The following is a 14,488-nucleotide window of genomic DNA, read 5'->3' as shown; positions in this document are numbered from 1 at the left end:
TATTACTTGTCCAAATTCAAGGTTAGATTAACTTCGCCCATCTCTTGTGAAGGTTGGCGCTCGAAATGCGCACTTTCGAAAACTCTAATCATATTGCGGTTATCCGCCCTGACCACCGCTAACATTCTTGTTAACCCCCTTTGCTTTGCAATAAGGATCATTTCTGCCAGTAGTTGTTTAGCCATGCCCTTTCCGTGAAACGATTCTCGGGTGACAAATGCCGCTTCACAACTTTTATTGTCAGCACACAAGTAGTAACGCCCCACGGCCTGAATTTCTGACGCCGAACCTTGCTGCCTAACAATGCACAAGGCTAAGTCGTGACTCTGATCAACACTGACCAAATTACACGACTTTTCACGGGTCATTTGTGTGGGGTAATGGTTATACCGGTAAAACAGGGTTTCTTTGGTATGGGAATAGAAGAACTCTTGCAGACGACGTTCGTCTGCGGGGTTGAGTGGCCGTAGGTCAAACGATTGATTATCAATCTTCATCGTCTTAAACCCTAGTGGACCGAGTTCAGGCACATCTCGGGGATAATTCTTTTGATAGTTCGGCACCCAATAATGCTCACGCACTTTGGCCAACAGTTGTTCACGAAATTTAGGGTGCGCTACACGAATTAGCTCCAGCGCTCGCTCTCGAATACTGCGCCCCTTAAGAGATGCGACACCAAATTCGGTAACTACATAATGCACATGGCCGCGGCTCGTCACCACCCCACTTCCCTCTGTGATAAAAGGCACAATACGCGAAATAGTGCCTCCCTTTGCAGTAGAAGGCATGGCAATAATCGGTTTACCTCCAGGCGACATAGCAGCACCACGAATAAAATCCACCTGCCCGCCAATGCCACTATAAAACTGATAACCAATGGAATCGGCCACCACTTGGCCCGTTAAGTCCACTTCCAGTGCGCTGTTTATCGCCACCATTTTATGATTACGCGCAATATTCGCCGGCGAGTTCAGATAATCACTGGGGTAGAACTCCACGTGGGGATTGTTATCAACAAAGTCATATAGCTTTTTGCTGCCTAAACAAAAACTCGCCACTGTTTTACCGGGGTGAAAGGTTTTTTTACGGTTGTTGATTACGCCCTTAGCAATTAAATCGATAATACCGTCTGTAATTAACTCACTGTGCACGCCTAAGTCTTTGTGGTTCTGCAAGTAATACAGCACCGCATTGGGTATTTTCCCCACTCCTAGTTGCAGCGTGGCGCCATCGTCAACCAACATGGCAACGTATTGGCCGATACGCTCTGTGATTTTATCTGGTTCGTAAATAGGCAGCTCTGGGAGCGCCTGCTCCACCTCGATGCATGCCGCTATGTCGTCAATTCGAATAAACGTATGGCCGCTGGTACGTGGCATCGACGTATTAATTTGAGCAATCACGTACTTGGCTTTTTTAACTGCCGCCAGATTCACATCAACGGCCACACCTAACGAACAATATCCGTATTTGTCAGGCGGGCTGACCATGATAAAGGCGGCATCTAAAGGCAAGATATCCTGCTCAAACAGTGAAGGGACTTCAGATAAAAAACACGGCGTGTAATCGACCCGCCCCTCAGCTACCGCTTGACGGACTTTTTCGCCGCCAATAAACAAGGCGTTTACTTTGAATAAATCACTGAACTGCGGGTCAACCCAACGACTGTCTGACAATGCATTAAATTGCACCAGCTCTATGTCTTTTAAATCTCCGCTATTGGCGATTAGATCATCAATGAGTGCGTTAGGAACGGCAGCATTCGAGCCAATAAAAATACGATTGCCAGACTTAAGTAATGCTTGCCAGTCAGGCCTATTAGGTAAGGCGGTTTTCATAATCACTCCTTAGATATACTCACATCGACTATGCCACAGAGTATCGGTGTCGGCATTAAGACGTTGGTCTGTCGTCTGTGGCAAGGCCACAAATGTTGATGACGTATTATTCGATAGAACACCGAGGTAAGTCACGCATTTAAGCAGCACAAACTTGATGTGAAACAAAGTCTGCCGCCTAAAATGCGCTACATTAAAATGACGTTTTAATTACATTTCATTTTCAATACGTCCGATGTATTGAACTGAAAAAGGATTGTCATGGCTATTATCTATTTTTGGGGTGCAGCGCAGGAAGTGACTGGCTCGTGTCATCTAATTGAGTCTGCAAGCTTCGGTAAAATCCTGCTTGATTGCGGTATGCATCAAGGGGGGAACTCAATTGATCGCATTGGTGACGAAGGCTTTCCGTTCAATCCTGCATCCATTGACGCAGTGCTGTTATCCCATGCCCATCTCGACCATAGCGGCATGTTACCCAAACTCGTCCATGATGGGTTTACCGGCCCCATATACTGCACCTCAGAAACGGCGGATTTACTGGTGGTAATGTTGCAAGACTCGGTCAGCATTTACATGGGTGACTTAGCCCGTGAAAACCGCCGGCTAGCCCGTAAAGGTAAGCCTCTCCTTGAGCCTGAATACTCAGAAGAAGATGTCATGCAAGTCATCGCTCAGTGCGAGTCGCAAAGCTACAATCAGGCGCTTAAGCTTGCAGAGCAAACCACAGCGTGCTTTCACGATGCTGGACATATTCTCGGCTCAGCGATTATCGAACTTAGCTTCGAAGAAAGAGGCGAGCAGAAAAAATTGGTCTTCTCTGGGGATTTAGGCAACAAAAGCGCCGTATTAATGAACGACCCAAGCATACTGACCAAAGCCGATATTGTATTAATGGAAAGCACCTATGGCGATCGCAATCACAAGTCTATCGATAATACGGTATCTGAGCTTAAAACCATTTTAAAGGATACCGAAAACCGAGGCGGCAATATTATGATCCCTGCGTTCGCAGTAGGACGTACCCAAGAAATACTGTTCTACCTTGGTCAATTACACCAACAAGGTTTATTAGACAATTGGCAGGTTATTCTCGACAGTCCCATGGCAATTGAAGTGACGCGCGTTTACGACAAATGGTTTAGTGCGCTCGATAGTGACGAAATTGAACAAGCCAGCCCTAACGCACACTCCATATTAAAAGACTTCATTCCGCGCTTGTTTTTGTCCGTGTCACCGGATGAGTCCATGATGATCAATAAAATTAAAAAAGGGGCGCTAATTATTGCCGGCAGCGGCATGTGTACCGGAGGACGGATACGCCACCATTTCAAACAGCGCATTTGGGATTCACGCAACGCCATTATCTTTTGTGGATACCAAGCAAATGGCACCCTCGGTAGGTTGCTGGTTGACGGCCTACAGCATTTAAAATTGTTTGGTGATGATTACGTGGTCAAAGCACAAATAGAAACGCTGGGAGGCTTTTCAGCTCATGCAGGGCAAAATGAACTCGTAGAATGGGTGAGTCATTTTGAGAACAACCCGAAAGTTGTGTTAGTGCATGGTGAGCCTAAAGCCCAAGAAGCGTTAGCGCAGAAATTATGGGAAGATAAAAACATCAGAGCCGTGATCCCCAGTCTGGGCCAAAGCTTAGTGTTTTAAAGTCGTACTGCTTTTGCGCTTCGTGCAGTCTTTCAAGCAGGTCGCGAAAGGAATTTGCCGACAAAAAAGCAGTCAATACTGAGTATTCACTGCTTATTTTAACGTCATATTTTTAGCACTTAGCTGTTACCAAGTCTCTTTAATCCAGCCTTTTTAAAACATTCATTCTAGTGCGCACATGTTAAGGCGTGCGCGTTAGAACAAGCGTGTTAAGAGAGGTGCGCGAGCATCGCTTGCAATGGATGTTTAGGTTTTTCACCTTCTATACGCGCAACCTGGCTGCGACATGAATACCCAGTGGCTAAGATTTGAGAAGTCTTAAATTTCGCCACAGCCTTTTCCCAGCTCAGAGCATAAATGCCTTTTGATTGTTCTAGGTGGCTTGCTTCATGACCAAACGTGCCAGCCATGCCGCAGCATCCCACTGAAATCGGCGTAAGTGACATGCCCATACGCTGGAACAGTTGCTGCCAATGTTTCTCACTTTCAGGCAGAGCCGTTTTCTCTGTACAGTGACCGAAGAATGCATACTCGGTATCAGGCGTGTTGCCGTGTTCGGGCAAGGTAATTGTCGCTAACCATTCGTGAACTAACTTCACCTCAAAGTTGCCTCTGGTATCACCTAACACTTTTTTGTATTCATCTCGATAGCACAGCACTAATGACGGGTCGACACCCACCATAGGTATGCCCAGCGGTGCTAGCTTGTTTAAAAAGTCTGCACTGTCTTTTGCCGTCGCGGCAAATTCTTTCAAGAAACCTTTCACATGTTGGGGTTTACCATTGGGCATAAAGGGCAACAGAATAGGCTCGAATCCTAGGCACTCAACGAGTTTAACCAAATCATGCAGCAAACCTGCTTCATAAAAGCTGGTGAAAGGGTCCTGTACAATCAACACTTTCTTGGCCCGCTCGTTCGCGCTCAAGGCTTGCAACGTCCCTAAATTAAAATGACTGGCTTCGTGACCTGCGAGTTGCTTTTTCAATGACGGGGAAGACAATAACGGCGTGTCTACATAACCCACCGTTTTCTTAATAAGCTTGTTCATCCACGCCTGTTTTAAAAAAGCATTTACCAGTTTTGGCGCTTTGGCCATCAGCGGCGCCATGGCTTCAATATTACCCACCAAATAATCTTTTGCGGGGCGCATATAACGTTGATAGTAGATAGATAAAAAACGCGCTCGGAACGTGGGTACATCCACGCTCACAGGGCATTGGCTAGAACAAGCCTTACATGCTAAGCAGCCATCCATCACTTCTAACACTTCATGGGAAAAGTCCTTAGATTGGGCTTTTCCCATAGAATTATTCAAGCGCTTTAAGAGGTTCTGACTCTTGCCTTGTAATTCAAGGGCATTCACGTCTACCTGATTACTGGCTAACAAACGCAACCATTCACGCATTGCCCCTGCTCGTCCTTTGGGGCTGTGGCGACGGTCAGAGGTGATTTTACTCGATGGGCACATAGTGGATGTGGTGTCATAATTGAAGCATAAACCATTGCCGTTACAGTTCATCGCTGGCTCAAATGCATCGCGCACGCTAATAGGTATCTGGCGGTCAAACTCACCGCGTTTCACGCCACCAACACTGACTAAAGATGCATTGCTTTCAATCGGTGTGCAGATTTTTCCTGGGTTCATTTTGTTGTGAGGGTCAAACGCCGCTTTTATTTTTCGTAGCTCTGCATATAACTCTTCACCGAAAAATGCCGGCGCATATTCACTGCGATAGCCTTTGCCATGTTCGCCCCATAATAATCCGCCATATTTAGCGACCAAGGCCGAAACCTCATTAGATATATCTGGGATTGTCGCTTCTTGCTCAGGGTCGCACATATCAAGCGCAGGGCGCACATGTAACACCCCAGCATCAACGTGACCAAACATGCCGTAATGTAAATTACGGGCATCAAGTAACGCCCTAAACTCCATAATAAAATCAGCCAAATTCTCTGGCGGTACGCCTGTATCTTCGACAAACGCCAAGGGCTTTTTACGGCCCTTCGTTTTACCCAATAACCCCACAGATTTTTTACGCATCGCATAAATTTTGCCAATATCGGCGTTGTCATAAGTGATTTGATAACCAATTACGCCGCCTTCATTGCCTTCAAGCGCTGCATCTAATTTAGCGCTCAGCAAGGTGATTTTTTCTCGCAACGCTTCTTCTGAATCGCCATTGTACTCAACCATGTTTAGGCCCAGCACTTCCTTGTTTTCCACCTCATTAATGAGCTCTTTGACTTGATGCCAAATGATATCTTGCTTCGCTAGGTTTAAAACGTTGCTATCAACTGTTTCTACAGATGTTGCGTTTGCCGCCACCATATGCGGCGCATGGCGCAGCGCTGACTCGAAAGAATCGTACTTAATATTCACCAAGGCTTTGTGTTTAGAAATAGGAGTGACGTTCAGTTTGGCTTCTGCCACAAACACCAAGGAGCCTTCAGAGCCAGTGATAACGCGACTAATATCGACTTTGGTTAAATCGTCATTTAACGCATGCTCTAAATCGTAACCGGTTAAGAAGCGGTTCATACGAGGAAATTTAGCTAAGATCTGTTCGCGCTTGTCCACACAGGTTGTCAAAATTTGTTTAACTAACCTACCCGTAATGTTCTGTTGCTGTGCAACCTGCTTGGCCTGCTCCATGTCCATTGGGGCGGTCTCTAGCAATGTGCCGTCAGCCAATACAGAGGTTAAGCCTAAAACGTGATCGCTGGTTTTACCGTACACCAATGAGCCCTGCCCTGAAGCGTCAGTGCTGATCATACCGCCAATGGTCGCACGGTTGCTGGTCGATAAATCTGGCGCGAAAAACAAACCATAAGGGCGAAGCGCGTCGTTTAACTGATCTTTCACCACACCTGCTTGTACTTTTACCCAGCGTTCTTGCGGATTAATTTCAAGAATGTTGTTCATATACCGTGACACGTCAACAATAACGCCTGACGTCAAAGACTGCCCGTTGGTACCCGTACCGCCGCCTCTCGCGCTAAAAGCAACATCGATATATTGACTAGCAAGCTCACCAATTACTTGTAAATCAGCCACTGACTTGGGTAGCACCACCCCTTGAGGCAACGCTTGATAAATAGAATTATCGGTCGCCACGGCAAGACGGCTGGCATAGCTAAACTCTATGTCGCCACTAAATTCACTGCGCCTCAAAGCCGAGAAAAAAGCGTGATAATTGGATTGCGGGCCGGATTCAACGTCTAAAGCGGGTAATTCGTGCTGGGGCATAATGTTCTTTTTTCTCACGGTTTAACAATTGCGCGCCATTGTACAACCTAAGCGCCTCTAACATCTAATACGCGAAAGGAATTATTTAGTTTTTATCTAGGTTAATTATTCCGTACAGCCCAATTTTTTGCGCAAATTGTGCCCTTATCCCATACTCTTGTAACGCCTGCTACTTGCTTACGTCATACTCGGTAACAAGTATGCAGTTGCAACTTTCCTATTCGTGTCGTAAAAGTGAACCCTGAAAAAAGGAATATATGCAAAATGAAAAATCTACGTATTGGGTTAGGCGCACTATTGGTTATTGCAGGCATTGTGCTGTTTATCATCCCAGGCTCAATGTTGCTAGTATTAGCAGGTTTATTGTTGCTCAGTGTTGACGTACCTGTTGCCAGAACTTGGCTAAAACGTTGCCAAACGAGTATGGCTCGCTCATCCGCTAAGCTTGACCGCGTATTGCTTAATCGAAAATTACGAGATTAAGCTTCTTTTCGTCGACTTGGTTATCTTTCTTAAGCCTTTCTCCCCTCCATTAGCACAATATTTTTTAATAAAAAGTCCAAAAAAAAAGCTGTCTCATGACAGCCTTTTTACCTGTAGGGCACTGATTTTATTATTATTGTTATTCAGCGGTGTATTTTAGCGCCTGTTACTTCTTGTGCTTTTCCCCTAAGTACAACCAGGTTTCAACGACTGTATCTGGATTTAATGATACGCTGTCGATACCTTGCTCAACTAACCATGCGGCTAAGTCTTCATGATCCGATGGGCCTTGGCCACAAATGCCCACGTACTTACCGCGTTTTTTCGCTGCTTGAATCGCCATTGCGAGCAACGCTTTAACCGCAGGGTCACGCTCGTCAAACAAATGAGCAATCACACCTGAATCTCGGTCAAGACCAAGGGCTAACTGGGTCATATCGTTTGAACCAATTGAGAAACCATCAAAGATATCCAAGAACTGATCAGCCAATAATGCATTCGACGGTAATTCACACATCATAATGACGCGTAAACCGTTTTCACCTTGCACTAAACCTTGCTCTTTAAGCAATTCGATAACGCTGCGACCTTCTTCAAGCGTACGCACGAATGGGATCATGATCTCGACATTCGTCAAACCCATTTTATTACGTACCCGCTTAATGGCTTCACATTCAAGTGCGAAACAGTCACGGAAGCTTTCAGAAATATAACGGCTCGCACCACGGAAACCCAACATAGGGTTTTCTTCATCTGGCTCGTACTGATACCCGCCCACCAAGTTGTAGTACTCGTTGGATTTAAAGTCAGACATACGCACAATGACTTTCTTAGGTGAGAAAGCAGCACCGATTGTGGCGATCCCTTCTACCAATTTCTCAATATAAAACTCAACTGGCGATGCGTAACCCGCGATCATTTCGCTGATTTCTTCTTTAAGTTCAGAAGGCTGGGCATCAAAGTTAAGCAAGGCTTTTGGATGCACGCCAATCATACGGTTTATGATGAACTCTAAACGTGCAAGGCCAACGCCTTCATTCGGCAAGCGAGCGAAATCGAACGCTCTGTCAGGGTTACCCACGTTCATCATCACTTTAAGAGGGATTTCAGGCATAGAATCGATGCGAGACGTCACCACGTCGAAATCGAGCACGTCACCATAGATAAAGCCTGTGTCGCCTTCGGCACATGAAACGGTAATATTGTCACCGTTGTTAATCAGGTCTGTGGCGTTGCCACAGCCGACAACAGCCGGAATACCCAACTCACGAGCGATAATAGCTGCGTGACAAGTACGCCCGCCACGATTGGTAACAATCGCTGAGGCTTTTTTCATGATGGGCTCCCAATCAGGGTCGGTCATATCAGTTACCAACACATCACCGGCTTGAATTTTGTCCATCTCTTCAATGGAACCAAGCACTTTTGCCACGCCAGCACCAATTTTATGACCGATAGAGCGACCTTCACATACAACACTCGCTTTGCCGTTTAAGCGGAAGCGCTCAATCACTTGAATGTCTTCTCGGCTGCGAACTGTTTCTGGGCGTGCTTGTACGATATAAAGTTTACCGTCGATGCCGTCTTTAGCCCATTCGATATCCATCGCGCGTTTGTAGTGTTTCTCGATGATTTGCGCTTGTTTGGCTAACTCTTGAACTTCGTCATCTGTCAGTGAGAAAACCACACTGTCGGCTTTGTCGATATCAACAATTTCCACTTGCTTGCCATGGCTCAAATCATCAGAGTAAATCATCTTGGTTAATTTACTGCCGAGATTACGACGTACCACTGCTGGCAAGCCTTTGTCTAATGTTGGCTTGTGCACATAAAATTCATCTGGGTTAACGGCACCCTGCACCACCATTTCACCCAAACCGTATGATGACGTGATAAATACCACATCTTCAAAACCTGATTCAGTGTCAATGGTGAACATCACGCCTGACGCGGCGCAGTCACTGCGTACCATGCGTTGAATACCTGCAGATAATGCCACGCCTTTGTGGTCATAACCTTGGTGTACGCGATAAGAAATGGCACGATCGTTAAATAAAGAGGCATAAACGTGCTTGATGGCAACCATCACGGCATCAATGCCCTTTACGTTTAGAAATGTTTCTTGTTGTCCGGCGAATGAAGCATCAGGCATGTCTTCAGCCGTTGCAGATGAACGTACGGCAAATGACGCTTCGTCTCCTGCATCACCCTGCAAGGTTTTGAATGCAGATGTAATGTCTGCTTCTAGTTCAGGCAAAAATGGGGTGTCGATGATCCACTGGCGGATCGTTTTACCCGCTTCGCCCAAGGCAGGAATGTCATTCACGTCCAACGTATCAAGCAAATCGTGAATGCGGGCCTCAAGGCCACTTTGTTCTAAGAAAAGATTAAACGCTGACGCAGTCGTAGCAAAACCACCGGGTACTTGTACACCAGCATTTGAAAGATTCGAAATCATTTCGCCAAGGGATGCATTTTTACCACCGACAACGCCCACGTCGTCCATTCCCAATTGCTGATACCAAAGCACATTTTCTTGCATTTAATTCGTCTCCAAGATGAACTCAATTGTAAAAGCTGCCAACGATGACAACCCCAGATAGTTAGTCAAAATGACGCCTGCTAAACGTCGAAAAAAATTATATTTCTCAAGTGCCTAGCTTTTTACGTGAGGGATTTTAGAATGCAGTTCAGAAGAAAGTAAAATTTAATTTATTTATGTAATTATATTACTACATTGTTAAGGAAATGTTATGCGAACGGCTTACTATATTTCAGACGGAACAGCGATAACTTCGGAGGTATTTGGCCATGCATTGCTGTCATTATTCACGATCGAGTTCGAACATATCACGGTTCCTTTTGTTGAAACTGAAGAACAAGCGAAACAAGTTGTTAAAAAAATATCTGAAAGTTTTCAAGATGATGGTCAGCGCCCTTTGGTGTTTTACACGATAGTGAATACCGAAGTGCGCAAAATAATCTCTAAATCGGTGGGCATTAACTACAATTTTCTCGACCAATTTGTTGCCCCATTAGAAATCGTTTTGGGCGTGCCTTCAAAACCGGAAAAACATCGAACTCATAGCATTCATGAAAAAACCTATGACATCAGAATAGAAGCAGTTAACTACGCCTTGGCGAACGATGATGGATCAAATTTACAAGAGTATGACGAAGCCGATATTATTTTGGTTGGCGTATCACGCTCAGGTAAAACCCCCACCAGCTTATATTTAGCGCTGCAATACGGCATCAAGGCGGCAAACTACCCTTTCACCGAAGAAGACATGGGAGATATTTTAAAAATGCCCCCTGCCCTTAAACGCTACAAAGACAAAATGTTTGGCTTAACCATTGAAGCTCAGCGCCTGCATCAAATACGTTCTGAGCGCCGTGCCAACAGCCGTTATGCGTCGCTGCAACAGTGCCGCATGGAATTGCGCGAAGTAGAAAACCTTTACCGCAAGGAAAAAATTCCTTTTCTAAATAGTACTCGTTATTCCATAGAGGAAATTTCAGCGAAAATCTTGGCTACCACAGGCCTACAACGTAAGAAGTACTAGTGAATAACGCACCGTTTACTCATAAGGCACTCAAAGGTACTGGAAGAGTTACGGTAAGAGGCACTCAAAAGTTACTTTACGAAGCTCAAGCAAAGTATGTTGCTGACATTTATTACCGTACAAAAGAATCTGTAACAATTGTCACAACCACTGTTATTGATTTGCCATAACCAATGAGTAAGCTGGTCGCAAACATTCTATAAGGCCAGCTTATGTTTACCCACTTCGACCCATCCCTATTTACGTTTTTACAGCAACTAGAAAAAAACAACGACAGGGAGTGGTTCAATGCGAATAAACAGCGTTACGAAGACTTAGTGCGCGGGCCTGCGCTTGAATTTATTACCGAGATGCAGAACTGGATCCCGATGATTTCTCCCCATTATGAAGCCACGCCCAAGAAAATGGGAGGCTCATTAATGCGGGTATATCGAGACGTGCGCTTCTCAAAAGATAAGTCCCCTTATAAAACCAATGTGGGCATACAATTTCGCCACGAAATAGGCAAAGACGTGCAATCGCCTGGGTTTTATATGCATATTGCCAGTGAAGAATGTTTCCTTGCTGTGGGCACATGGCACCCGCAACCCGATGCACTGCGCGCTATTCGAGAGCATATTCAGCGTAAACCTTCGGTCTATCAAGATGCTATCGAGCACGCCCCGTTTACTGAGTATTACCATATGGCAGGCGATTCCCTTATCCGCCCACCAAAAGGCTACGACACTGAATCGCCAATGATTGAAGAAATTAAACGCAAAGATTTTATTGCTATTTGCCCGCTGGATAAAAAGCAGTTATTAGAAGGTAATGTGTGCGAGTTGGCCGCGACCCGTTATGGCCGAGCGCAGCCTTTACAGAAGTTTTTATGTGATGCACTAGGGCTAAGGTTTTAGGCTAGCTAACTACATTTAAGCCCTAAGCGCGTAAAGATGACTACGCGCGCCCACCAGTGACTTTATTGGCGCGCCCTTCCTCTTTGGCTTTTTCTGCTCGGCGGCGACGCGCTTCTTTAGGGTCGGCAATTAGCGGGCGATAAATCTCGATTCGGTCACCATCTTGGGGTACATCACTTAACTTACAGGTACGATTCCAAATACCGACTTTGCTTTTTGACAGGTCAATATCGTCAAAGCGCTGCAATATACCTGATGCCTTTATCGCCTCTTCAACGGTGTGGCCCATTTCAACCACCACTTCTAACAAGGCTTGGCGATCCGGCAACGCATAGGCTACTTCTAGATTAATTTGTTTGTCAGTCATGTATAAATCTCTTTAGCTCGCTGTGTAAAAGCGACCACCATATTCGCTGCAATCGCATTAAAAACACGGCCAAAGGCCATTTCCACTAAGCGACTCGAAAAAGCAAAATCTAGATTTAATTCAATTTTACACGCGCTGTCAGAAAGTGCCTTGAAGGTCCAACCGCCACGCAGTTCTGAGAAAGGCCCGTCGACCAAGTTCATTCTAATGTACTCACCGCGAGATAACTCGTTACGTGTACTAAACCATTGTTTGATACCCGCTTTTGAAATCAGCAAAGAGGCTTCCATGCTGTGTTCATCTGCATGGGTTACTTTTGTCTGAGCACAACCAGGTAAAAATTCTGGATAACGTTGCACGTCATTTATCAAATCAAACATTGATTCAGCACTAAACGCTACCAGAGCGCTGCGGGTCACATTAGGCATCAATTCCCCTTGAAATGGGTCAGTCGGTTTTTATAGGCGCAAAATACTAGCATAAAATCAGATATCTATTTCAATATCAGTGATTTTTGTTGTACCCCGTTAGACAACCATTATAATACGGCGCCATGAAATCAAAGAAGTCAAAATCAACTAACAACACCATCGCATTGAATAAAAAGGCGCGGCACGACTATATCTTGCAAGATAAAATCGAAGCCGGCATTGAATTACAAGGATGGGAAGTTAAAAGCATTCGTTCAGGCAAAGTCAATTTGTCTGACAGCTACGTTACCTTACACAAAGGCGAAGCCTTTTTAGTGGGTAGTACTATTCAACCTCTTAACCAAGCATCAAGCCACGTAGTATGTGAGCCTTTGCGTCAGCGCAAACTCTTACTCAACAAACGTGAGCTCGACAAATTGATAGGCTCAGTCGAGCGCCAAGGCTACTCAATTTTAGCCACCGCCATGTACTGGAAGAAAAACTGGGTAAAAGTCGAAATTTACTTAGGTAAAGGTAAGCACGAGCATGATAAACGTGATGCCGTGAAAGACCGAGATTGGGCGAGAGACAAAGAACGCATGATGAAGCATAAAGTCTAGGCTTTATGCCCCATGCGGTGAACTATATACATTCATTGTCACAAAAGCCGCAAAAAAAGGCGCAACAGCGCCTTTTTAACCCAGCCCATCACTAAATCGTTTGCCATGCCGCTTCGTTAGCTTGGCCGCGAATTTGATCCAATATCAGGCTGATTAACGTTGATAACTTCCCTTTGGGTTTCCACTCGCCTACTCTGCGATTTGTCTGTTCACCAATGCCATGGCTGCCAATCCTGACAGGGATTGTCTTTCCATGTGACCTTGGGTAACGCCCTCGTAACAGCAGGGTTATCTTGCCACTGATTGAGTAAATGAGGCCCAATCCACTTCAGTCCATTTACGATACTGGGTGAGTAAGGTGCTAGTACGATACCCGGTGAGTTAGGTTTGAGAAAACACCTGCTCAGTGATCCCAAGGTTTTCTTTCGTTGCAGCTTTGACTAGGCGATTTTTTACCTTTAAGCCACTTGGTAAACGAAAAGCAAAAAATACACCAAAGCTAGCGTGCGCCAAATACAGCTGATGAGATACTCTCTCAACGTCTGAGTTTTCCATTAGCTGAAATACCCTCAGCTGCCACAACAGAAGATGGCTTTGGTCATGGCTTAATCCTTAAGCGATTTAACGCTAAACGCCAAGAAGCACAGCCGTTACTGGCTGAAATACAACGTCAATCAGATCGCGTCGATAAGCTCATCAACCTATTGAACAAAAAATAGGTAAATGGCTAATATTTGTCTGAACAAACTTTAAGCAAGATTTGAGTAAACTGTGCAATGAAGCGAATTATTAGCTGCTTTCGCTACGCATATTAGTGATTTCCCCCGCGTCTATGGTACAATGCTCCCCGTTGGTAGTTTGCAACCAACAACATTTGGGGCTGATTTTGGATTCGACAAGATTCTTGAGGCTTTAGGTGCATGCAGAGGAGCGGTTTGCCTCTTAAAAAGCCGCATTTAAATAGTCGCAAACGACGAAAACTACGCTCTAGCCGCTTAATAACCGGCTAAGCCCTTCCACTCATACTCTTTCTGCTAGTAGAGGTTCGGAAGGTCATCCCAGCAGAATAGCGAGGGAACCTTGTCTAAGGGTGAACCGCGAAATAGTATTAGGCCCGCTATGAGAAATCCTGTCTGCCGGAGTTCGAAATAGTTAAATAAAAGACAGAATAAGCATGTAGTACCGACGGTTAACGTTTTTTGGACGCGGGTTCAACTCCCGCCAGCTCCACCAAACATCGCGATGAAAAGGCTCTTCAGAAATGAAGAGCCTTTTTTGTTTTTAGAGTACTGAGATACCTTGTCAGAGTGATTCTAATAACGCGCCCTTCTCTATTTCAAAATCTCAGCGTCAGGCATCTGACCGATAATCCTCTGAGATTTATTGCGGTTA

Annotated in this window: 13 protein-coding genes and 1 other RNA gene; 7 read left to right on the top strand and 7 right to left on the bottom strand. The window is 45.2% G+C overall.

Going from position 1 to position 14,488, the window contains the following annotated elements; genetic code table 11:
* Nucleotides 1–2: 2 nt before the first annotated feature.
* Nucleotides 3–1,838, bottom strand: coding sequence for a GNAT family N-acetyltransferase (locus AC0L6N_RS06750; RefSeq protein WP_473480022.1), 1,836 nt, complete (start codon nucleotides 1,836–1,838; stop codon nucleotides 3–5).
* A gap of 261 nt (nucleotides 1,839–2,099) precedes the next feature.
* Between AC0L6N_RS06750 and AC0L6N_RS06745 the strand changes: the two genes are divergently transcribed.
* A complete protein-coding gene (locus AC0L6N_RS06745; RefSeq protein WP_473480020.1) occupies nucleotides 2,100–3,503 on the top strand; it encodes an MBL fold metallo-hydrolase RNA specificity domain-containing protein in 1,404 nt (467 codons plus the stop codon).
* Between the two features lie 209 nt (nucleotides 3,504–3,712).
* On the opposite strand, the gene ydiJ is transcribed toward AC0L6N_RS06745, so the two are convergent.
* Complete coding sequence (ydiJ, locus tag AC0L6N_RS06740; protein WP_473480018.1) at nucleotides 3,713–6,754, bottom strand: D-2-hydroxyglutarate dehydrogenase YdiJ; 3,042 nt, start codon at nucleotides 6,752–6,754, stop codon at nucleotides 3,713–3,715.
* A 264-nt stretch (nucleotides 6,755–7,018) separates the two neighbouring features.
* Here ydiJ and AC0L6N_RS06735 point away from each other — a divergent pair, with 264 nt between their 5' ends.
* Nucleotides 7,019–7,237 (top strand): PGPGW domain-containing protein, encoded by a 219-nt coding sequence (locus tag AC0L6N_RS06735; protein WP_041713582.1) that lies wholly within the window; start codon nucleotides 7,019–7,021, stop codon nucleotides 7,235–7,237.
* 166 nt (nucleotides 7,238–7,403) lie between these two features.
* Here AC0L6N_RS06735 and ppsA read toward each other — a convergent pair whose 3' ends face one another.
* Nucleotides 7,404–9,779 carry a phosphoenolpyruvate synthase gene (gene ppsA, locus AC0L6N_RS06730; protein ID WP_473480017.1) on the bottom strand — a complete coding sequence of 792 codons (2,376 nt, stop codon included), beginning with the start codon at nucleotides 9,777–9,779 and terminating at the stop codon, nucleotides 7,404–7,406.
* Between the two features lie 211 nt (nucleotides 9,780–9,990).
* On the opposite strand from ppsA, the gene ppsR reads away from it, so the two are divergent.
* From ppsR to AC0L6N_RS06715, 3 genes are read left to right on the top strand one after another with little or no spacing between them, the layout of a single operon-like run.
* Nucleotides 9,991–10,803, top strand: coding sequence for a posphoenolpyruvate synthetase regulatory kinase/phosphorylase PpsR (gene ppsR / locus AC0L6N_RS06725; protein ID WP_011574565.1), 813 nt, complete (start codon nucleotides 9,991–9,993; stop codon nucleotides 10,801–10,803).
* Nucleotides 10,803–10,973, top strand: coding sequence for a hypothetical protein (locus AC0L6N_RS06720; protein WP_473480015.1), 171 nt, complete (start codon nucleotides 10,803–10,805; stop codon nucleotides 10,971–10,973). The genes ppsR and AC0L6N_RS06720 overlap by 1 nt, the downstream gene beginning before the upstream one ends.
* A 42-nt stretch (nucleotides 10,974–11,015) precedes the next feature.
* Complete coding sequence (locus AC0L6N_RS06715; protein WP_473480013.1) at nucleotides 11,016–11,699, top strand: DUF2461 domain-containing protein; 684 nt, start codon at nucleotides 11,016–11,018, stop codon at nucleotides 11,697–11,699.
* A gap of 40 nt (nucleotides 11,700–11,739) precedes the next feature.
* On the opposite strand, the gene AC0L6N_RS06710 is transcribed toward AC0L6N_RS06715, so the two are convergent.
* On the bottom strand, nucleotides 11,740–12,066 hold the full coding sequence (locus AC0L6N_RS06710; protein ID WP_011574563.1) for an RnfH family protein: 327 nt from the start codon (nucleotides 12,064–12,066) through the stop codon (nucleotides 11,740–11,742).
* On the bottom strand, nucleotides 12,063–12,494 hold the full coding sequence (locus tag AC0L6N_RS06705) for a type II toxin-antitoxin system RatA family toxin (RefSeq protein WP_011574562.1): 432 nt from the start codon (nucleotides 12,492–12,494) through the stop codon (nucleotides 12,063–12,065). The genes AC0L6N_RS06710 and AC0L6N_RS06705 overlap by 4 nt, the downstream gene beginning before the upstream one ends.
* A gap of 125 nt (nucleotides 12,495–12,619) precedes the next feature.
* Between AC0L6N_RS06705 and smpB the strand changes: the two genes are divergently transcribed.
* Entirely contained in the window at nucleotides 12,620–13,096 is a 477-nt protein-coding gene (gene smpB, locus AC0L6N_RS06700; RefSeq protein WP_006992410.1) for an SsrA-binding protein SmpB, read from the top strand.
* Between the two features lie 91 nt (nucleotides 13,097–13,187).
* On the opposite strand, the gene AC0L6N_RS06695 is transcribed toward smpB, so the two are convergent.
* Both AC0L6N_RS06695 and AC0L6N_RS06690 read right to left on the bottom strand, forming a co-directional pair.
* On the bottom strand, nucleotides 13,188–13,418 hold the full coding sequence (locus tag AC0L6N_RS06695) for a hypothetical protein (protein WP_473480012.1): 231 nt from the start codon (nucleotides 13,416–13,418) through the stop codon (nucleotides 13,188–13,190).
* A 59-nt stretch (nucleotides 13,419–13,477) separates the two neighbouring features.
* Nucleotides 13,478–13,651, bottom strand: coding sequence for a hypothetical protein (locus AC0L6N_RS06690; RefSeq protein WP_473480010.1), 174 nt, complete (start codon nucleotides 13,649–13,651; stop codon nucleotides 13,478–13,480).
* A 321-nt stretch (nucleotides 13,652–13,972) separates the two neighbouring features.
* Between AC0L6N_RS06690 and ssrA the strand changes: the two genes are divergently transcribed.
* Nucleotides 13,973–14,329: a transfer-messenger RNA gene (ssrA, locus tag AC0L6N_RS06685) on the top strand.
* Nucleotides 14,330–14,488: the final 159 nt, after the last annotated feature.

The organism is Paraglaciecola sp. G1-13, from assembly GCF_055809255.1.
This window is presented reverse-complemented; position numbering and strand designations above follow the sequence as displayed.

What these genes read in the sequence shown, in the direction of transcription:
- AC0L6N_RS06710 (WP_011574563.1), bottom strand. Translation starts at nt 12,066, where the DNA reads ATGACTGACAAACAAATTAATCTAGAAGTAGCCTATGCGTTGCCGGAT.
- AC0L6N_RS06745 (WP_473480020.1), top strand. Translation starts at nt 2,100, where the DNA reads ATGGCTATTATCTATTTTTGGGGTGCAGCGCAGGAAGTGACTGGCTCG.
- AC0L6N_RS06690 (WP_473480010.1), bottom strand. Translation starts at nt 13,651, where the DNA reads ATGGAAAACTCAGACGTTGAGAGAGTATCTCATCAGCTGTATTTGGCG.
- ppsA (WP_473480017.1), bottom strand. Translation starts at nt 9,779, where the DNA reads ATGCAAGAAAATGTGCTTTGGTATCAGCAATTGGGAATGGACGACGTG.
- ppsR (WP_011574565.1), top strand. Translation starts at nt 9,991, where the DNA reads ATGCGAACGGCTTACTATATTTCAGACGGAACAGCGATAACTTCGGAG.
- ydiJ (WP_473480018.1), bottom strand. Translation starts at nt 6,754, where the DNA reads ATGCCCCAGCACGAATTACCCGCTTTAGACGTTGAATCCGGCCCGCAA.
- AC0L6N_RS06750 (WP_473480022.1), bottom strand. Translation starts at nt 1,838, where the DNA reads ATGAAAACCGCCTTACCTAATAGGCCTGACTGGCAAGCATTACTTAAG.
- AC0L6N_RS06715 (WP_473480013.1), top strand. Translation starts at nt 11,016, where the DNA reads ATGTTTACCCACTTCGACCCATCCCTATTTACGTTTTTACAGCAACTA.
- AC0L6N_RS06705 (WP_011574562.1), bottom strand. Translation starts at nt 12,494, where the DNA reads ATGCCTAATGTGACCCGCAGCGCTCTGGTAGCGTTTAGTGCTGAATCA.
- AC0L6N_RS06735 (WP_041713582.1), top strand. Translation starts at nt 7,019, where the DNA reads ATGAAAAATCTACGTATTGGGTTAGGCGCACTATTGGTTATTGCAGGC.
- smpB (WP_006992410.1), top strand. Translation starts at nt 12,620, where the DNA reads ATGAAATCAAAGAAGTCAAAATCAACTAACAACACCATCGCATTGAAT.